Below are 17,243 nucleotides of genomic sequence, written 5' to 3'. Positions count from 1 at the left end.
GTCACTGAATTGCTGCCGAGCCCCCCATGCCAGACCTGCTTGACCGATATCCGCTGACGGCGGGGACCTATCACGAGATGCTCCAGAGCGATGGCAGCGTGCGCCCGCACTGGCGCCGCCTGTTCGAGCGCCTGCAGCGCATGACGCCGGCGCAGCTTAACCATAGGCAAGCGTTGCTGGCCCGGCAAATTCAGGAAAACGGCGTTACCTACAATGTTTACGCCGACCCCAAGGGCGCCGACCGCCCCTGGGAACTCGACCTGCTACCCAACCTGATCGACGCCAGCGAATGGGATGCCCTGGCCGAGGGTGTGGCGCAGCGGGCGACCTTGCTCAACGCGGTGCTGGCCGACCTCTACGGCCCGCAACACCTGTTAAGCAAGGGCCTGCTGCCGCCGGAGCTTGTGTATGGGCACAGCCATTTCCTGTGGCCATGCCAGGGCATCCAGCCGCCTGGCGGCATCTACCTGCACGTGTACGCGGTGGATTTGGCGCGCACCCCCGACGGCCGTTGGTGGGTGACCGCCGACCGTACCCAGGCCCCTTCGGGCGCCGGTTACGCGCTGGAGAACCGCCAGATCGTGTCGCGGGCATTTCCCGATCTTTACCGTGACCTGCAGGTTCGCCACCTCACGGGGTTCTTCCGCACACTGCAAGAAACCCTCTCGCGCCTGGCCCCCCATGGCCATGAAGCGCCGTTGGTGGTGGTGCTCACGCCGGGGCGCTTCAACGAAAGCTATTTCGAGCATCTGTACCTGGCGCGCCAGTTGGGTTTCCCGCTGGTCGAAGGCGGCGACCTGACCGTGCGCGATGCCACCGTGTACCTTAAAACGCTCGGTGGCCTGCGCCGCGTGCATGCGATCCTGCGCCGGCTCGACGACGTTTTTTGTGACCCGCTGGAGCTACGTACCGATTCGGCCTTGGGCGTGCCCGGCCTGCTGCAGGCGGTGCGCCTGGGCCGCGTATTGGTGGCCAATGCGCTGGGCAGCGGCGTGCTGGAGTCGCCGGGTTTGCTGGGTTTTTTGCCAAAGGTCAATGAGCACTTGTTTGGCGAGCCGCTGAAGCTACCCTCGGTAGCGACGTGGTGGTGCGGCGAACCGCCGGTGATGGACCAAGCGCTGCAAAAGCTCGACAGCTTAGTGTTCAGGGCGGCATTTACCTCGCAAAGCTTCGCCCCGGTGTTCGGCCGGGACTTAAGCGCCAAGCGGCGCCAGGCGCTGGTGGAGCGCATTCAGGGCCGGCCCTATGCCTACGTGGCTCAGGAAATCGCCCAGTTGTCCCAGGCCCCTGTGTGGCAGGCCGATGCTGGCGTACTGCTGCCGCGGGCGATTGGCATGCGCGTGTATGCCGTGGCCAGTGAGGATGGCTACCGCGTACTGCCGGGTGGGTTGACCCGCGTCGCCGGCATGGCCGATGCCGAGGTGATCGCCATGCAGCGCGGCGGCGCCAGCAAAGACACCTGGGTGCTCGGCGAAGGCGCGGGCGGCTTGGAGCAATGGCGCGCGCAGCGAACCCTCGGGCTTTCCGACCTGGTGCGGCGCGACCCTTATTTGCCCTCGCGGGTGGTAGAAAACCTGTTCTGGTTCGGCCGCTATTGTGAACGCTGCGACGGCATCGCCCGCTTGCTGCGGATTATCCTGGCGCGCTATGTCGAAGACGACGACCCCCAGGCGTTGGCCGGCGCGGTGGCTCTGGCCGAGCGCCTGAAGTTATTGCCTGAAGAGGGCGACCTGCAAAGCCGCCTGCTGGTGGCGCTACTCGATCCGGGCTGGGCGTTCAGCCTGCACGCGAACCTGCGCAGCCTGCATGGGGCGGCCGCACAGGTGCGGGGCAAGCTGTCGCGGGAAAACTGGCACGCCTTGGTCGAGCTGCAGCGCGACGTGGAGACGTTGGACGGTGACACCCCGGCATTGGGCGAGGTGCTGGATTTTCTCAATCGCCTGCTGATGTCGCTGGCCGCGCTGTCCGGCTTTGCCTTGGACGACATGACCCGAGACGAAGGCTGGCGGTTCCTGATGGTCGGCCGGCGTATCGAGCGCCTGCAAACCTTAAGTACCAGCCTGGCGGCGTTCGTACGCCAGCCGGCCGCGTTCGAGGCGCCTAACCTGGGCTGGTTGCTGGAGCTGGGCAATAGCAGCATCACCTACCGTTCGCGATACTTGGCCGAGCCCCAGTTGATCCCGGTGTTGGACCTGCTGCTGCTCGACGACCAAAACCCCCACGCGGTGCTGTTTCAAATCAAGTTGCTCGGCAGCTCGTTGCGGCGCCTGGCCGACGACCTTTCTACCCCGCGCGACAAAACCCTCAAGCCGCTGATCGAGCGGCTGGGGCATTTCGACTTGGGCACGCTTGAGTATTCGTTGTTCGGTGTCGCCAGCACCCAGGCGGTGCTTGAGGGCCTGGCCGAGCTGTTGGGCGATATCGTCGAGGCCAGCGCGCGTATTTCCGACCGCCTGGCGCTGCGCCACTTCGCCCATGTCGACGGCGTCAGCCACGGAACGGTGTCGGTCTGATGAAACACGCGCGCTATCATGTCCATCACGAAACCCATTACCAATACTCCAGCACGGTATCGCTCGCCCAGCAACTGGCCCATCTGTGGCCGCGCCCCTGCGCCTGGCAACTGTGCCGCGAACAGCAACTGGTGGTCGCCCCTCTGCCGAGCCAGCGCACCGACGGCTTCGACGTGTTTGGTAACCCGTTGACCCGCTTGGCCTTCGAGCGACCACACGACGCGCTGGCGGTGACCGCGCAACTGGTCGTGGACGTGCTGGCCCGCGAGGCCCGTGATTTTAGCGCCTCGCCGGCGTGGGAGGTGGCCCGCGCGGCATTGAGCTATAGCAGCGCGCCGGTGGGCCCAGACCTGCTCAAGGCCTGCCGGTTTCGTTTCGAGTCGCCCTATGTGCGCCTGAAGAAAAACTTCGTGGCGTTCGCCGACAGTTGCTTCCCCCCAGGCCGGCCATTGCTGGAAGGCGCCCAGGCGCTGATGGAAAAGATTTTCGCCGAATTCACCTTCGACCACACGGCGACCCAAGTGGCCACACCGCTGCTCGAGGTGCTGCAGCAGCGCCGCGGCGTGTGCCAGGACTTCGCCCACCTGATGCTGGCGTGCCTGCGCGCGCGCGGGCTGGCGGCGCGGTACGTGAGCGGTTACCTGCTAACCCAGCCGCCTGCTGGCAAACCGCGGTTGGTTGGCGCCGATGCCTCGCACGCCTGGGTGTCGGTGTTCTGCCCGGTAAGCGGCTGGGTCGATTTCGACCCCACCAACAATGTGCAGCCCAGCCTTGAACATATCACCCTGGCTTGGGGGCGGGATTTTTCCGACGTGTCCCCGCTGCGTGGGGTAATCCTGGGCGGCGGCCACCATGACCCGGAGGTGAGGGTGACGGTGATACCGGTAGGCTGAGAATGTGGCTGCACAATGGTTTACCGTGCCTTTTGCTGCCCCGCCGTGTTGCCGCTGCTGGCCCTATCGGCCGATGAATCAATCCGGCGCCCGATCCGCCCACTTCGGCAGCACCGTCGGCTGCCACTGCGCCAGCGCGTCTATTAGCGCGTCGGCGTCTTCGCGAACTTGTAGCATGTCGCGGTGGGGTTGGCGCACGAAGTTTTCCTGTACCAGGTGGTCGAGAAAACCGGTGAGCTTGTCGAAAAAACCGTTGACCTCGAGCAAGCCCAGCGGCTTGCCGTGGTAACCCAATTGGCCCCAGGTCCATACCTCGAAAAGCTCTTCGAGCGTGCCCAAACCGCCCGGCAGGGCGACGAAGGCGTCAGCCAGCTCTGCCATGCGGGCTTTGCGCGCATGCATGCCGTCAACCACCTCTAGCCGGGTAAGCCCGCCGTGGCCGACTTCCAAGGCTTTCAGGGCCTGTGGAATGATGCCGACCACTTCGCCACCCGCGGCCAGGGCGGCGTCGGCCACCACCCCCATCAAGCCCACCTTGCCGCCGCCGTAAACGAGCGTCAGCCCACGCTGCGCCAACTGCCGGCCCAACTGGGTGGCGGCTTCGCGGTAGGCGGGGTTGGCACCACTGCTGGCGCCACAGAACACACAGATCGATTTCAAAGCCATAAGGTCACTCCCGTACAGGCTGCACAGCGTAACGCGCGAACATGCTGCGCAAAAGCGCCGCGGCATACACGGGGCAAACCACGGTCATGATGGGCTTGCGCGTTGAAGGTGTTGTTCGCGGTAGCCACCATAGGCATGATTAAGCCTATTGATTGTTTCATTAAAACTGATAGAGCCGAGCGAGGCTCTGGAGAGGCTGATGTTCGTTAAAGCTTGCCTGCTGGCGTCGTTGTGCTTGGCCAGTATTACCACCTTCGCCGCTACCTGCGAAACCACGGTGGATTCCACCGACATCATGACCTTCGACACGGACCACATCGAGGTCAGCAAGCAATGCACCACCTTTACCGTGCACTTGACCCACTCCGGCGGTTTGCCCGTGCAAGTGATGGGGCACAACTGGGTGCTGAGCAAAAGCAGCGATGCCCAACCGGTGAGCATCGACGGCATGGAGGCCGGTTTCGCCCATAACTACCTCAAGCCCGATGACGCCCGAGTCATTGCCCATACCAAGCTGATCGGCGCCGGCGAGGAGGATTCAGTGACCTTCAACGTCAGAGCGCTGGACCCGGCCGAGCAATACACCTTCTTTTGCAGCTACCCGGCGCATATCTCGCGGATGAAGGGCACCCTGAAGCTTGTAGAGTGACGCGGGCGCCCCGCTGAACCGAGCTGCGCCTGCCGTTGAGGCATCGGCTTCAAACGACCTTGAACACATGCCGCAAATAAGACACGAAGTTCTCATCCCGGCATTGTGTCTTGGCGGCTTCGTCAGAGATTTTTGCCACCGGCTCGCCATTGCAGTCGGTCATTTTCATGACCACGCTCATCGGCCGCACGCCGGGGATGTCGCAGGTGAGGCTGGTGCCGATGCCAAAGCTTACGTTGATGCGCTCATGCAACGCGCGGTAGATGCCGAGCATTTTCTTCAGGTCCAGGCTGTCGGAGAACACTAGGGTTTTGCTCAGGGGCTCGATCCCCAGCCGCCGGTAATGGGCGATGGCTTTTTCTGCCCACAGCAGCGGGTCGCCCGAGTCATGGCGCAGGCCGTCGAACAGCTTGGCGAAGTACAAATCGAAGTCGCGCAAAAACGCGTCCATGGTAATCGTGTCGGTCAGCGCGATGCCCAGTAGGCCGCGGTACTCGCGCACCCAGCAATCCAGGGCGGCGATCTGGCTGTCGATCAGCCTGGGGCCCAGTTGCTGGTGGGCCATCACCCATTCGTGGGCCATGGTGCCCAACGGCTTGAGGTCGAGTATGCGCGCCAAGTGCATGTTGCTGGTGCCGACGAAGCGGCCCGGGAAGTCTTGCTTGAGCGTTTTCACCACGGCTTCTTGCACGGGGTAGGAGAACCGCCGGCGGGTTCCGAAATCGGCCAACTGCAGGCCTGCCAACTCATCGCTGGTGGCCTGGCGGCGCAGCCAGTCGAACTTGCTGTGCAAGTGGTCGACGGCGTCGCTGACGCGCACGCCCGGGTGTAGGTAGCGGTTACGTACCTCACTGACCGTGGCCAGCAGCGGCACCTCGAAAAGGATCACGTGCAGCCATGGCCCGCGCAGCCGAATGAACAACTGGTCGTCTTCCACGCCGGTTTGGATGTAGCGCAGGTTGAAGCGAAACAGCCGCAGAAACCGCAGGAAGTCCGGTTTCATGAAGCTGATGCTTTCGAGGAAGGCCATTTCGTCATCCGCCAGCGCCAAGTCGCTCAACCGTTCCAGTTGAACGCGTATCTCACTGAGGTACGGCCGCAAGTCTTCCCCGTTGCGGCAGCGAAACTCCCATTCCACCTCCACGTTGGGGTAGTTGTGCAGTACGGCCTGCATCATCGACAGCTTGTAAAGGTCGGTGTCGAGCAGGTTCTGGACTAGGCGATCGGCAAAGGGGCTATCGATCATGAAGGCTCCGCGGGGTGAAAACGTCGTATAGAGGCATGTACCAAGGGGCACAGTTGGGCACACCTTGGGCCGCTTAGGCCAGCACTTTTTGCCGCTGCCCCGCGCTGGGGCGCGGCGTATGCCGTGGCGGGGTGCCTGCGGCGTGCGCCCCAGGTCAAGGCGTTACGGTTGTGATCCAAATGGTGCGCTGCCCGGCAAACCTGCACCGTGACTGTGCAGTTACGTTACGCATAGTGTTACACGGTGGTTGCGCTTCGCCCACCTGCAAGGTTGCAGTGGTGGCGGCGCTAAGTTGCGCATTCCCTGATGTTTGGTTGCACCTTCGCTAATGCGAACGGTTGCACCGCCCGTTCCGCCGGGGCGGCCGGGGCAATTTGGCCCTGTGGGTGTGCAAACCGGCATGCTGGCAAAAAGGGCCTGGCACGCCGCTTGCTCGGCCGATCAGGCTTAAGTTGTTGTGCCAACCATAATGATTAGGAGCACCACTCATGTCGCAAACGTTTTACAAGAAAGGCTTCTTGGCGCTTGCTGTTACCGCAGCGCTGGGCACCACCGGCTTGGCCCAGGCTGATCTTAAAATCGGCGTGGCGGGGCCCATGACGGGCGCCAACGCGACGTTCGGCCAACAGTATATGAAGGGTGCCCAGGCTGCGGCCGATGCCATCAACGCCGCCGGCGGCGTGAACGGCGACACAATCGTACTGGTGCCCGGGGACGATGCCTGCGAGCCGAAGCAGGCAGTGGCGGTGGCCAACAAATTGGTCGACCAGGACAAAGTGGTTGGCGTGGTCGGGCACTTCTGCTCGTCTTCGACCATTCCGGCTTCCGAGGTCTATGCCGACGCCGGGGTGATCGCCATCACCCCGGGCTCGACCAACCCCACAGTGACCGAGCGCGGCCTTACCGCGATGCTGCGCATGTGCGGGCGCGATGACCAACAAGGCATCGTGGCCGGCGATTATATCGTCGACATACTCAAGGCCAAGAAGGTCGCGGTGATCAACGACAAAGACACCTACGGCAAGGGCCTGGCCGACGCCACCTCCGCCCAACTGACCAAGCGCGGCGTGAAGCCGATCCTGGAAGAGGGTTTGACCCGCGGCGAGAAAGACTTCAGCGCCCTGGTCACCAAGATCCGCGCTTCGGGTGCCGAAGTGGTGTTCTTCGGCGGCCTGCACCCAGAGGCCGGCCCGTTGGTTCGGCAACTGCGCGAGCAGGGCCTGAAGGATGTGAAATTCGTATCCGACGACGGCATCGTGACCGATGACTTCGTGACCACCGCAGGTGGCGCGCAATTCGTCGATGGTGTGTACATGACCTTCGGTGCCGACCCGCGCCTGTTGCCAGGTTCCAAAACAGTGGTGGACGAGTTCCGCAAGTCGGGCTACGAGCCGGAAGGCTATACCCTGTACGCCTACGCGTCAGTCCAGGCCCTGGCGGCCGGTTTTGCCGGTGCCAAGTCCACCAAGGGCGAGGATGCCGCCAAATGGCTGAAGGCTCATTCGGTCAACACGGTGATGGGGGAGAAAAGCTGGGACTCCAAGGGGGACCTGAAAGTCTCGGACTACGTGATGTACCAGTGGGATGCCGCCGGCAAGTACAAGCAACTGGACAAACAAAAATAACCGCTGCCCGGGCGCGCTGCCCCAACCGCTGTGCGCCTGCCCTCGCTGTAATCGCCTGACCGCCGCCGGCCTTGTGACTGGGCCGTTTCCCTGCACATGTCGGCGGCAGCCCACTACGTTCACGAGAGCGCATGATGGACGGTATTTTCCTGCAACAAATGATCAACGGGCTGACCCTGGGGTCTGTCTACGGTTTGATCGCCATCGGCTACACGATGGTGTACGGCATCATTGGCATGATCAACTTCGCCCACGGCGACGTATACATGGTGTCGTGCTACCTGGCCGCGATCGGCTTGGCGGTGTTGTCGTACTTCGGCTTGGAATCGTTCCCCTTCCTGATCCTCGGCACGTTGATTTTCACCATCGTGGTCACCGCCGTTTACGGCTTGGTGATCGAGCGGGTGGCCTATAAGCCGCTGCGCAATTCCACTCGCCTGGCACCCTTGATCAGTGCCATCGGTATTTCCTTGATCCTGCAGAACTATGTACAGATCGCCCAGGGTTCGCGTCAACAGGGGGTACCCACCCTGCTCGAAGGCGGTTGGCGTTTCGACTTTGCCAAGGGGTTCGTGCAAATCAGCTTCACCAAATTGTTCATCATCATCGCCGCGTTCGTGGGCATGGCGGTGCTGACCTACATCATCAAATACACCAAGCTGGGGCGCATGTGCCGCGCCACGCAGCAAGATCGCAAGATGGCTTCGATCCTCGGGATCAATACCGACCGGGTGATCTCTTACGTCTTCATCATTGGCGCGGCCATGGCCGCGCTGGCCGGCGTGCTGGTGACCATGAACTACGGCACCTTCGACTTTTATGCAGGCTTCATCATCGGTATCAAAGCCTTCACCGCCGCGGTGCTGGGCGGCATTGGTTCGTTGCCGGGGGCAATGCTGGGCGGGTTGATCCTCGGTGTTGCCGAGTCGCAATTCTCCGGGTTGGTCAACTCCGACTACAAAGACGTGTTCAGTTTCGGCCTGCTGGTGCTGATCCTGATCTTCCGCCCCCAAGGCCTGCTGGGCCGCCCGCTGGTGACGAAGGTGTAAGCCATGGCCACTTCAACCCCTATCGACTTCAAGAAAGTCGCCATCGATGTGGTGGTCGCCGCCCTGATGGCGCTGATCGTGTTCGGCCCCATCGTCGGCGTGGTGCTCGACGGTTACAGCTTCAACCTGCAACCTTCCCGTGTGGCCTGGATGGTGCTGGCGGTGATGGTCGGACGTGGCGTGCTCAGTGTGTTCTTGCAGACCCCCCGTGGCGCGGCGATGCTGCACGGCCTGGAAAGCGGCGGCGCCGGCGTGCACGTGCGCCAGCCAGATTACAAATCGCGGTTGCGCTGGATCATTCCGCTGCTGATCGTGGTTGCCCTGGTGTTCCCGGTGTTTGCCAGCAAATACCTATTGGTGGTGGTGATTGGCGGCTTGATCTACGTGCTGCTGGGCCTTGGGCTGAACATCGTGGTGGGCCTGGCGGGCCTGCTAGATCTCGGTTATGTGGCGTTCTACGCCATTGGTGCGTATGGCTTGGCGCTGGGTTACCAATATCTGGGGCTGGGCTTTTGGTCGGCCATTCCGCTAGCGGCCATCGCTGCGGCATTGGCGGGTTGTATTCTGGGTTTTCCGGTGCTGCGTATGCACGGCGACTACCTGGCGATCGTGACCCTGGGGTTCGGTGAGATCATCCGCTTGGTACTGAACAACTGGCTCGACTTTACCGGCGGCCCCAACGGCGTGCCGGTGCCGTCGCCGACCTTTTTGGGCCTCGAATTTGGCCGCCGGGCCAAGGACGGCGGTGTGCCGATCCACGAGTTCTTTGGTTTCGAATACAACGCAAACGCCAAATTCATCTTCCTTTATGCGGTGCTGTTCTTGATCGTGCTCTTGGTGCTGTACGTGAAGCACCGCCTTACCCGCATGCCGGTGGGCCGTGCCTGGGAGGCGCTGCGCGAAGACGAAATCGCCTGCCGCGCCATGGGCCTGAACCACGTGCTGGTCAAGCTTTCAGCGTTCACCCTCGGCGCCTCCACCGCTGGCATCGCCGGGGTGTTCTTCGCCAGTTACCAAGGCTTTGTGAACCCCACCTCGTTCACCTTTTTCGAGTCTGCGCTGATTCTGGCCATCGTGGTGCTGGGCGGCATGGGGTCAACGGTGGGGGTGGTGATCGCTGCGTTCGTGCTGAGCACGGCACCGGAGTTGCTGCGCAGCTTTGCCGATTACCGTGTGCTGCTGTTCGGCATGCTGATGGTGCTGATGATGATATGGCGGCCCCGTGGGTTGATCCGTGTCAGCCGCACCGGTGTGGCGCTGCGTAAAGGGGTGGCGCCATGAGCGACGATATCATTCTTTCGGTCGAGCACCTGATGATGCACTTCGGCGGTATCAAGGCCTTGTCGGACGTGAACCTGAAGGTAAAACGCAATTCGATTTTTGCCCTGATCGGGCCCAACGGGGCCGGTAAGACCACGGTATTCAACTGCCTTACCGGCTTTTACCGTGCCACCGCGGGCAACATCCACCTCAATGCGAAAGGCGGCGAGGTCAACGTGCTCAGGCTGCTCGGCGGCCCCTTCGAGGGCCCGGATTTCGTCTCGCCTTCACGCTTTGCCAGCCGTGTGTACTACAAAATGTTTGGCGGTACCCACTTGGTAAACCGGGCCGGTATGGCCCGCACCTTCCAGAACATTCGCCTGTTCAAAGAAATGTCCGTGGTCGAGAACCTATTGGTGGCCCAGCACATGTGGGTCAACCGCAACTTGCTGGCGGGTATTTTCAATACCAAGGGCTACCGCAAGGCCGAAGGCAGTGCCCTCGACACGGCGTTCTATTGGCTGGAGGTGGTCGACCTGGTCGACAGCGCCAACCGCTTGGCCGGTGAGTTGTCTTACGGCCAGCAACGCCGCTTGGAGATCGCCCGCGCCATGTGCACGCGCCCGCAGATCATCTGCCTGGACGAGCCCGCCGCCGGCCTGAACCCACAAGAAACCGAAGCGCTCAGTGGCATGATCCGGCACCTGCGCGATCACCACGACATGACGGTGGTACTGATCGAGCACGATATGGGCATGGTGATGAGCATTTCCGATGACATCGTGGTACTGGACCACGGCAATGTGATTGCCGCCGGCAAACCCGAAGCCATCCGCAACGACCCGAAGGTGATCGCCGCCTACCTGGGTGCAGACGAGGAGGAAGTGGCATGAGTACACCGATCCTCGAATTCAAGGATGTGGATGTGTTCTACGGGCCGATCCAGGCGCTGAGAAAGGTGTCGCTGCACATCGCCCCGGGCGAAACGGTAAGCCTGATCGGCTCCAACGGCGCGGGTAAATCCACCCTGCTGATGTCGATCTTCGGCCAGCCCCGGGCCGCCGCTGGGCAGATCCTGTACCAGGGCACCGACATCACGCGAAAAACGCCGCATTACATTGCCGCTAACGGGATCGCTCAGTCGCCGGAAGGGCGGCGCGTGTTCCCGGACATGTCCGTGGAAGAAAACCTGCTGATGGGCACCATCCCCATTGGCGATAAGCACGCCAGCCAAGACATGCAGCGGATGTTCGAGTTGTTCCCGCGCTTGAAAGAGCGCCGCAACCAGCGGGCCATGACGATGTCCGGGGGCGAACAGCAGATGCTTGCCATCGCCCGTGCATTGATGAGCCGGCCCAAGCTGCTGTTGCTCGATGAGCCTTCGCTGGGGCTTGCGCCTATCGTGGTCAAGCAAATCTTCGCGACGCTGCGGGAGCTGGCGCAAACGGGCATGACGATTTTCTTGGTAGAGCAAAATGCCAACCATGCCCTGAAGCTGTCGGACCGCGCCTATGTGATGGTCAACGGGCAGATCCGCATGGCCGGCACCGGCAAGGAGCTATTGGCCAACGACGAAGTGCGCAATGCCTACCTCGGCGGCCATTGATGCGCCTTCCAACGGCGCTGCGGCCAATGTGGAAAACCTTTTTCTACCGATGTTGGGCTGCGACATTTTGGCGCGTTTCAAAGGGTTTTTTCTGCGGGCTGAGTTGTCCACGCATTATGTGGAATCGCCTGTGAACAAGTTGGTGGCATACCGCTGTAAGCCCCGCCAGCCGCGGGTTCTAAAAAATTGGCTATTTTTTGTACAGCGTGTTTTTTGTGAGGCAATAGCGCAGTTGTCAACTGTTTTGATATCCAGTAGCCGCCCCGCTGTGGCCTGTGGATAACTCTGTGGGAAATCCATGAGTACATGCCCCTAGGCGGCCATTTCAAAGGGCTGAGCGCGACGGCCCTTGAATGGCCCAAGAACGGAATGAGCGCCCGACGCCGGGCGTCAACAAAAAAACTTTTCTGGGGCGTTTTCTGCGCGACGCCACTGGCAGTTGCACGCGCACCCATCGCCGCCCAAAGGGTGTGCACTGTTCTGTGGATAACCTGCGGGAAAACCGTGGTAGGCCCTGTGCGGTTGCCTTGCCTCGCGGTGCCGAGCGATGCATGCTGTCGCCCCTGCGTACAGTGCCCCTATGAGGAGAACATGATGGCTTCCACTGTTTTTATTACCGGTGCTACATCCGGCTTTGGTGAGGCATGCGCCCGCCGCTTCGCGGCCGCGGGGTGGTCACTGGTGCTCACCGGCCGCCGCGAGGAACGCCTGCAGGCGCTGGCCAGCGAATTGGCGCAGCAGGTAGAAGTGCTGCCACTGGTGCTCGACGTGCGTGACCGCGCCGCCATGGAGCGCGCCATTGACGGCCTGCCCGCTGGCTTCGAAAAACTCACCGGCTTGATCAACAATGCCGGGCTGGCGCTGGGCACCGACCCGGCGCCGAAATGCGACCTCGATGACTGGGAAACCATGGTCGACACCAACGTCAAGGGGCTGATCTACGCCACCCGCCTGCTGTTGCCACGGCTGATTGCCCATGGCCGTGGCGCCAGTATCGTCAACCTGGGGTCGGTGGCCGGCAATTACCCTTACCCCGGCAGCCACGTGTACGGGGCTAGCAAGGCGTTCGTTGGGCAATTCTCGCTCAACCTGCGCTGCGACCTGCAGGGCACTGGGGTGCGAGTCACCAATTTGGAGCCGGGGCTGTGCGAAAGCGAGTTTTCGCTGGTGCGCTTCGGTGGCGACCAAAGCAAGTACGATGCAACCTATGCCGGCGCTGAGCCGGTGCAGCCGCAAGACATCGCCGATACCATCTTCTGGATCATGAACCAGCCGGCGCACATCAACATCAACAGGCTCGAAGTGATGCCGGTGAGTCAATCGTGGGCGGGGTTCGCGATCGAGCGTAACCGCTGAGTGGCGGCATACGCCGTGGCCAGGTGATAAGGCGTGGTGGACGGCATGTCGTGGCGGCTCACCGCGCCGTGGGCGTCACGGCATTCGTACCACCCCCCCGGGTGCAAAAACTGCCCCTGCAGGCGCTGCAGTTGCGCCAGCACTCGGGTGTCGGCACCGGGGCGCAGCGTGAGCGCGCGCAGGTACTCGGCCTGGGCCCAAATGCGCCGGGTGCCGTCTTTGACCTCTCCGCTGGCCGCCAGCATCGCCAGTACATCGCCGCCGTGTACGCCGATTCGCTCGCTGTAGCTGAAGGTGTTTTCCAACTGCGCGCACAGGGGGTGCTCACGCAACAGCGGTGAGGCCTTGAGCAGGTAATACCATTCGAACTGGTGGCCTGGCTCGAACCAATTGCCGGCGCTACCCGAGGGTTTTTCCATTAGCACACCGTGCTCTGGGTCGATGAACCGCGCCAGCATCGCGTCGCACAGGGCCACCAGGGCCGCCTCGCAGGTGGTATCCGGGCGCGCTTCGAGCACCGCCAGGAAGGCTTCGGCCAAATGCATCAGCGGGTTTTGCAAAGGCCCTTGGCCCAGGTCGGCCCAGTTTTCAGCCAGCGCTGCCTGGTACAGCCCATCGCCGCGGGCGAAGCGCGTGGCAATCACCTTCAGCGCGCTGTCCAATTGCGCTCCGGCGGCCGGGCTGCGGGTTAGGGCCAGGTAGTGGGCCGTGGCGAACACGATAAAGGCATGGGTATAGAGGTCTTTGCTGCGATCCAGCGGTTGCCCGGCGGCATCGATGCTATAAAACCAGCCGCCGTGAGCCGGGTCGGCAAAATGCGCGCCGAGCGACTTGAACAGCGCCGTAGCTCGCTTGGCTGCGCCTTCGCGGGGGGCCAGAGAGGTGAACAAGAATAGCTGGCGGGCGCAGGCCATGGCGCGGTAGCGCTGCACCGGGGCGGGGGCAAGGTCTGGCCCCAGGGCCTCATAGGCCAATTGCATCTGGGCGTTCCAGCCTGGGCCCTCCCACAGCGGCACCACCGTTTGCAGGAAGTGGCCGTGAAGGCGGGCGAAGGTGGCGGCGAGTTCAGCGCGGGGAGTGAGGGCGGGCATGGTCGTCACAGCAGGGGGCAAAAGCGCGCACTGTAACAGATACCTGCCCGCGCGGCAGGCTCAGCCTGCCAGCAACCAGGCGCCAGCCAGGGCCGAGCCGACACCGGCCAGCCGCACCAGCGGGGCAGCAGCCCTTGGCAGCAGGCGCACCACGGCGAAGCCTATGGCATGCAGGGTAGCGGTGGCGGTGACGAACCCGGCGGCGTAAGCCCAAGGGCTGTTCATGGCCGGTAATTCCAGGCCGTGGGCCACACCGTGGAACAGCGCGAACAGCGCGGTAGCGGCCATGGCCACGGTCAGTGGTGGGCGAACGGCGAGCGCGACCGCCAGCCCCAGGGCCAGTACCGAAGCGGCGATGCCGCTTTCCATGGCCGGCAACTGCCAGCCCTCAAAACCTAGCACCCCGCCCAGCAGCATGGTTGCGACGAAGGTGCAAGGCAGCAGCCAACGTGCCTTGCCTTGCTGCTGTGCCGCCCAAAGGCCGACGGCAAGCATGGCCAACAGGTGGTCCAGCCCACCCAAGGGGTGGCTTACCCCGGCGAGCAGGCCGCTGTCGCCGTGGCCGGGGTGTGCAAAGGCCAGCGCGGGGGCGAGCAGCCAGGCGAGGCCGGTAAATGCTTGTTTAAAGGTCATGTGCAAATCCTTGTTGTAGGGGTGTCAGGCCGCATTAAGCAGGCCCTGGCGCTCGATGAATTCAATGATCTGCTGCAGGCCCTGGCCGGTTTTCTGGTTGCTGAACACAAAAGGCTTGCCGCCGCGCATGCGGGTGGTGTCGCTGTTCATCAGTTCGAGCGAGGCACCCACCTGGCTGGCGAGGTCGATTTTGTTGATGACCAGCAAATCCGATTTGCAGATACCCGGGCCGCCCTTGCGCGGCAGTTTGTCGCCAGCCGACACGTCGATCACGTACAGGGTAAGGTCTGATAGCTCTGGGCTGAAGGTGGCCGAGAGGTTGTCGCCACCGGATTCGACCAGGATCAAGTCCAGGCCAGGGAAGCGCCGGTTGAGCTGGTCGACGGCTTCGAGGTTGATCGACGCGTCCTCGCGGATGGCCGTATGCGGGCAACCGCCGGTTTCTACGCCGATGATGCGCTCCGGCGCCAAGGCGTGGTTGCGCACCAGAAAATCGGCGTCTTCACGGGTGTAAATGTCGTTGGTCACCACCGCCAAGTTGTAGCGGTCGCGCAAAGCCAGGCATAGGGCCAGGGTCAGCGCGGTTTTGCCGGAGCCCACCGGGCCGCCGATGCCGACGCGCAGGGGTTGGGTGTTCATCATGTTCTCCTCATGAACGGAACAGGCGGCTGTACTGGCGCTCATGCGCCATGCTCGCCAAAGCCAGGCCAAAGGGCGCGCTGCCCACATGGTCGGGGTCGGTGTGTTCAGCCTGCTGTTGTGCTGCCTGCAAGGCCGACAGCAACTCGCTGGTCAGGCGTTGCGCGGCCTGCTGGCCGAGGGGTAGGGTTTTCATCAGTACCGCCAGCTGGTTTTCCAGCCAACTCCACAGCCAGGCGGCCAGCGCCTCGCTGGGCTCAAGCCCCCAGGCACGGGCGGCCAAGGCCCAGCCCAGGGCCAAATGAGGCTCTGCGGTACCGTGCAAAAACCGCCGCGCGGGGGCATCCAGCTCCGGCAAGCCTTCGAGCAACTGGCGCAGCGAATAACCCATTTGCCGGCTTTCAAGCTGCATTTCGCGAGTTTCACGGCTGGCGCGGTGTTGCTCCGCAAGCACGCCCAGCAGGGCCCAATCGCCTTGGTGGGCCGCCTGGCAGTGAGCGAGCAGCAAGGGCGCCTCGAAGCGTGCCAGGTTCAGTGCCAGTTGGTCACGCAACCAAGTGGCGGCGGTGCCAGGGCTGTTCACCAAACCCTGTTCCACGGCCATTTCCAACCCTTGCGAATAGCTATAGCCGCCAATGGGCAACTGCGGGCTGGCCAAACGCAACATGGCCCAGGCGGGGGTCATGTACGCACGCCGAACTGATGCAGCCGCGGGGCATAATTGAACTGTTCGTCGCCGTGGTGCGAGTGGTGGTGACCACCGCCGTAAGCGCCGTGTTCGGGCTGGAAGGGGGCCTCGATAGCTTCGACGCGGGCGCCGAGCTGTTCGAGCATGGCTTTGAGCACGTAGTCGTCCAACAGGCGCAGCCAGCCATCGCCCACTTGCAAGGCCACATGGCGGTTGCCCAGGTGGTAAGCGGCGCGGGTCAATTCAAAACTGTTGGCGCAGGTTACGTGCAACAGTTTTTCGGCCAACGCGCATACCTTTACGATTCGCCCGTCTTGCGCCTGAAGGTATTCACCGTGGCGAAGCGGAGGCTGGCCGCGTTCCAGAAACAACCCGACCTCTTCGCCGCTGGCACTAAAACAGCGCAGCCGGCTTTTGCTACGTGCTTCGTAGTTGAGGTGAATTTCGGCTGACCAGTCAGGTTTTTCCGCGGTCCGGTGGTGGATGACCAACATATGTGTGCGCTTCCGGCTAGGCTCTGTGGGCTAGCACAGCAATCGCCTTGCCAACCCCGGGTACCTTGGCGAGCCCCTTAAAAAAGGCAAGGCATGCCTGATCAAAGGGCATATATATGAATTATCGTGGTGCGTTGCATTGTATATAGCACCATTATGGTGCAAGTCGTGCCAAGCCCGGCCAGTGTTTGGCGCCGACGAAAATAAATCGCAGCTGCTGGCGGATCTTCTGCGCTGGGCTCATGCCGGTGGCATCGGCGTATTCAGGGTCGAGCAACTCTGGGAGGGTCGCGAACACTGTCTTGACTACCAGGTCGGCCATCAGCTCTAGCGCCGGGCGGTCCAGATGTTGCCAGCGTGGCATGCGTGCCAGGTCTGCCGCAAGGTCTGAGCCGATGTCCGAGCGCAACGCCCGCAGGCCCCTGCGCACGCGGGGGGAGCTGCCATATTGCTCGCGCGCCAAAAACAGAAAATGGCTGCGGTGGTGCTGTACCGCGTCGAGAAAGATCCGCACCGACGCATCGGTGAGGCCGCCCATTTCAAGCTCGTTATGGCGCACCAGGCGAATGGTGTCGCGAAACGCATCGCCCACTTCCCGGACCAACGCCAAGCCAAGGTTATCCATGTCGGCAAAGTGGCGATAAAAGCCCGTGGGCACGATACCGGCACCCTTGGCCACTTCGCGCAGGCTGATACTGGCGAACGACTTACCGTCGGCGACCCGTTGCAGGGTGGCCTCAAGCAGCGCTTGGCGGGTTTGGCGTTTTTGTTCTGAACGTGCATGCATGGCAACGAGCGCTTGCGCGGGCAATAAGGGCGCATTTTACCAAAGGAC

At 62.6% G+C, this 17,243-nt stretch carries 17 protein-coding genes; 9 read left to right on the top strand and 8 right to left on the bottom strand.

Going from position 1 to position 17,243, the window contains the following annotated elements; translation table 11 throughout:
* The first annotated feature begins 26 nt into the window (after window positions 1-26).
* Complete coding sequence (locus HAQ05_RS18920) at window positions 27-2,513, top strand: circularly permuted type 2 ATP-grasp protein (RefSeq protein WP_190423361.1); 2,487 nt, start codon at window positions 27-29, stop codon at window positions 2,511-2,513.
* Window positions 2,513-3,406: a transglutaminase family protein gene (locus HAQ05_RS18915; RefSeq protein ID WP_190423359.1), complete on the top strand. Its 894-nt coding sequence runs from the start codon at window positions 2,513-2,515 to the stop codon at window positions 3,404-3,406. Before HAQ05_RS18920 ends, HAQ05_RS18915 begins: the two co-directional genes overlap by 1 nt.
* 78 nt (window positions 3,407-3,484) lie before the next feature.
* On the opposite strand, the gene HAQ05_RS18910 is transcribed toward HAQ05_RS18915, so the two are convergent.
* A complete protein-coding gene (locus HAQ05_RS18910; RefSeq protein WP_190423357.1) occupies window positions 3,485-4,072 on the bottom strand; it encodes an LOG family protein in 588 nt (195 codons plus the stop codon).
* Window positions 4,073-4,271: 199 nt separating this feature from the next.
* Here HAQ05_RS18910 and azu point away from each other — a divergent pair, with 199 nt between their 5' ends.
* Window positions 4,272-4,721 carry an azurin gene (gene azu, locus HAQ05_RS18905; RefSeq protein ID WP_190423355.1) on the top strand — a complete coding sequence of 150 codons (450 nt, stop codon included), beginning with the start codon at window positions 4,272-4,274 and terminating at the stop codon, window positions 4,719-4,721.
* A 49-nt stretch (window positions 4,722-4,770) separates the two neighbouring features.
* Here azu and pncB read toward each other — a convergent pair whose 3' ends face one another.
* The gene (pncB, locus tag HAQ05_RS18900) at window positions 4,771-5,967 is read right to left on the bottom strand and encodes a nicotinate phosphoribosyltransferase (RefSeq protein WP_190423352.1); all 1,197 of its coding nucleotides are present in this window, start codon (window positions 5,965-5,967) and stop codon (window positions 4,771-4,773) included.
* 488 nt (window positions 5,968-6,455) lie between these two features.
* Between pncB and HAQ05_RS18895 the strand changes: the two genes are divergently transcribed.
* The 6 genes from HAQ05_RS18895 (at window position 6,456) to HAQ05_RS18870 (ending at window position 12,863) form a co-directional block, all read left to right on the top strand.
* Window positions 6,456-7,592 carry a branched-chain amino acid ABC transporter substrate-binding protein gene (locus HAQ05_RS18895; RefSeq protein WP_190423350.1) on the top strand — a complete coding sequence of 379 codons (1,137 nt, stop codon included), beginning with the start codon at window positions 6,456-6,458 and terminating at the stop codon, window positions 7,590-7,592.
* 134 nt (window positions 7,593-7,726) lie between these two features.
* Window positions 7,727-8,641, top strand: coding sequence for an ABC transporter permease subunit (locus tag HAQ05_RS18890; RefSeq protein WP_190423501.1), 915 nt, complete (start codon window positions 7,727-7,729; stop codon window positions 8,639-8,641).
* A gap of 3 nt (window positions 8,642-8,644) precedes the next feature.
* Window positions 8,645-9,922: a high-affinity branched-chain amino acid ABC transporter permease LivM gene (gene livM, locus HAQ05_RS18885; RefSeq protein ID WP_190423348.1), complete on the top strand. Its 1,278-nt coding sequence runs from the start codon at window positions 8,645-8,647 to the stop codon at window positions 9,920-9,922.
* On the top strand, window positions 9,919-10,794 hold the full coding sequence (locus HAQ05_RS18880; protein ID WP_190423346.1) for an ATP-binding cassette domain-containing protein: 876 nt from the start codon (window positions 9,919-9,921) through the stop codon (window positions 10,792-10,794). The genes livM and HAQ05_RS18880 overlap by 4 nt, the downstream gene beginning before the upstream one ends.
* Window positions 10,791-11,507 (top strand): ABC transporter ATP-binding protein, encoded by a 717-nt coding sequence (locus HAQ05_RS18875; protein ID WP_190423344.1) that lies wholly within the window; start codon window positions 10,791-10,793, stop codon window positions 11,505-11,507. The genes HAQ05_RS18880 and HAQ05_RS18875 overlap by 4 nt, the downstream gene beginning before the upstream one ends.
* Before the next feature lie 594 nt (window positions 11,508-12,101).
* Entirely contained in the window at window positions 12,102-12,863 is a 762-nt protein-coding gene (locus HAQ05_RS18870) for an SDR family oxidoreductase (RefSeq protein ID WP_190423342.1), read from the top strand.
* Here HAQ05_RS18870 and HAQ05_RS18865 read toward each other — a convergent pair.
* From HAQ05_RS18865 to HAQ05_RS18840, 6 genes are all read right to left on the bottom strand, one after another.
* Complete coding sequence (locus HAQ05_RS18865; RefSeq protein WP_190423340.1) at window positions 12,824-13,954, bottom strand: AGE family epimerase/isomerase; 1,131 nt, start codon at window positions 13,952-13,954, stop codon at window positions 12,824-12,826. The two genes, HAQ05_RS18870 and HAQ05_RS18865, sit on opposite strands and share 40 nt — an antisense overlap.
* 60 nt (window positions 13,955-14,014) lie before the next feature.
* Window positions 14,015-14,587 carry a HupE/UreJ family protein gene (locus tag HAQ05_RS18860; RefSeq protein ID WP_190423338.1) on the bottom strand — a complete coding sequence of 191 codons (573 nt, stop codon included), beginning with the start codon at window positions 14,585-14,587 and terminating at the stop codon, window positions 14,015-14,017.
* Between the two features lie 24 nt (window positions 14,588-14,611).
* Complete coding sequence (ureG, locus tag HAQ05_RS18855) at window positions 14,612-15,226, bottom strand: urease accessory protein UreG (protein ID WP_190423336.1); 615 nt, start codon at window positions 15,224-15,226, stop codon at window positions 14,612-14,614.
* A 10-nt stretch (window positions 15,227-15,236) separates the two neighbouring features.
* Window positions 15,237-15,911, bottom strand: a complete 675-nt coding sequence (locus tag HAQ05_RS18850) for an urease accessory protein UreF (protein WP_190423334.1) — start codon at window positions 15,909-15,911, stop codon at window positions 15,237-15,239.
* Complete coding sequence (ureE, locus tag HAQ05_RS18845) at window positions 15,908-16,408, bottom strand: urease accessory protein UreE (protein WP_190423331.1); 501 nt, start codon at window positions 16,406-16,408, stop codon at window positions 15,908-15,910. The genes HAQ05_RS18850 and ureE overlap by 4 nt, the downstream gene beginning before the upstream one ends.
* 154 nt (window positions 16,409-16,562) lie before the next feature.
* Window positions 16,563-17,195 (bottom strand): TetR family transcriptional regulator, encoded by a 633-nt coding sequence (locus HAQ05_RS18840; protein WP_190423330.1) that lies wholly within the window; start codon window positions 17,193-17,195, stop codon window positions 16,563-16,565.
* Between the last annotated feature and the right edge of the window lie 48 nt (window positions 17,196-17,243).

Origin of the sequence: Pseudomonas typographi (genome assembly GCF_014694385.1) — a bacterium.
In the GTDB taxonomy this organism is placed as follows: Bacteria; Pseudomonadota; Gammaproteobacteria; order Pseudomonadales; family Pseudomonadaceae; genus Aquipseudomonas; species Aquipseudomonas typographi.
This window is presented reverse-complemented; position numbering and strand designations above follow the sequence as displayed.

Excerpts from the sequence above, each read along its gene's own strand:
- HAQ05_RS18920 (WP_190423361.1), top strand. The coding sequence starts at position 27 with ATGCCAGACCTGCTTGACCGATATCCGCTGACGGCGGGGACCTATCAC.
- HAQ05_RS18915 (WP_190423359.1), top strand. The coding sequence starts at position 2,513 with ATGAAACACGCGCGCTATCATGTCCATCACGAAACCCATTACCAATAC.
- HAQ05_RS18910 (WP_190423357.1), bottom strand. The coding sequence starts at position 4,072 with ATGGCTTTGAAATCGATCTGTGTGTTCTGTGGCGCCAGCAGTGGTGCC.
- azu (WP_190423355.1), top strand. The coding sequence starts at position 4,272 with ATGTTCGTTAAAGCTTGCCTGCTGGCGTCGTTGTGCTTGGCCAGTATT.
- pncB (WP_190423352.1), bottom strand. The coding sequence starts at position 5,967 with ATGATCGATAGCCCCTTTGCCGATCGCCTAGTCCAGAACCTGCTCGAC.
- HAQ05_RS18895 (WP_190423350.1), top strand. The coding sequence starts at position 6,456 with ATGTCGCAAACGTTTTACAAGAAAGGCTTCTTGGCGCTTGCTGTTACC.
- HAQ05_RS18890 (WP_190423501.1), top strand. The coding sequence starts at position 7,727 with ATGGACGGTATTTTCCTGCAACAAATGATCAACGGGCTGACCCTGGGG.
- livM (WP_190423348.1), top strand. The coding sequence starts at position 8,645 with ATGGCCACTTCAACCCCTATCGACTTCAAGAAAGTCGCCATCGATGTG.
- HAQ05_RS18880 (WP_190423346.1), top strand. The coding sequence starts at position 9,919 with ATGAGCGACGATATCATTCTTTCGGTCGAGCACCTGATGATGCACTTC.
- HAQ05_RS18875 (WP_190423344.1), top strand. The coding sequence starts at position 10,791 with ATGAGTACACCGATCCTCGAATTCAAGGATGTGGATGTGTTCTACGGG.
- HAQ05_RS18870 (WP_190423342.1), top strand. The coding sequence starts at position 12,102 with ATGGCTTCCACTGTTTTTATTACCGGTGCTACATCCGGCTTTGGTGAG.
- HAQ05_RS18865 (WP_190423340.1), bottom strand. The coding sequence starts at position 13,954 with ATGCCCGCCCTCACTCCCCGCGCTGAACTCGCCGCCACCTTCGCCCGC.
- HAQ05_RS18860 (WP_190423338.1), bottom strand. The coding sequence starts at position 14,587 with ATGACCTTTAAACAAGCATTTACCGGCCTCGCCTGGCTGCTCGCCCCC.
- ureG (WP_190423336.1), bottom strand. The coding sequence starts at position 15,226 with ATGAACACCCAACCCCTGCGCGTCGGCATCGGCGGCCCGGTGGGCTCC.
- HAQ05_RS18850 (WP_190423334.1), bottom strand. The coding sequence starts at position 15,911 with ATGACCCCCGCCTGGGCCATGTTGCGTTTGGCCAGCCCGCAGTTGCCC.
- ureE (WP_190423331.1), bottom strand. The coding sequence starts at position 16,408 with ATGTTGGTCATCCACCACCGGACCGCGGAAAAACCTGACTGGTCAGCC.
- HAQ05_RS18840 (WP_190423330.1), bottom strand. The coding sequence starts at position 17,195 with ATGCATGCACGTTCAGAACAAAAACGCCAAACCCGCCAAGCGCTGCTT.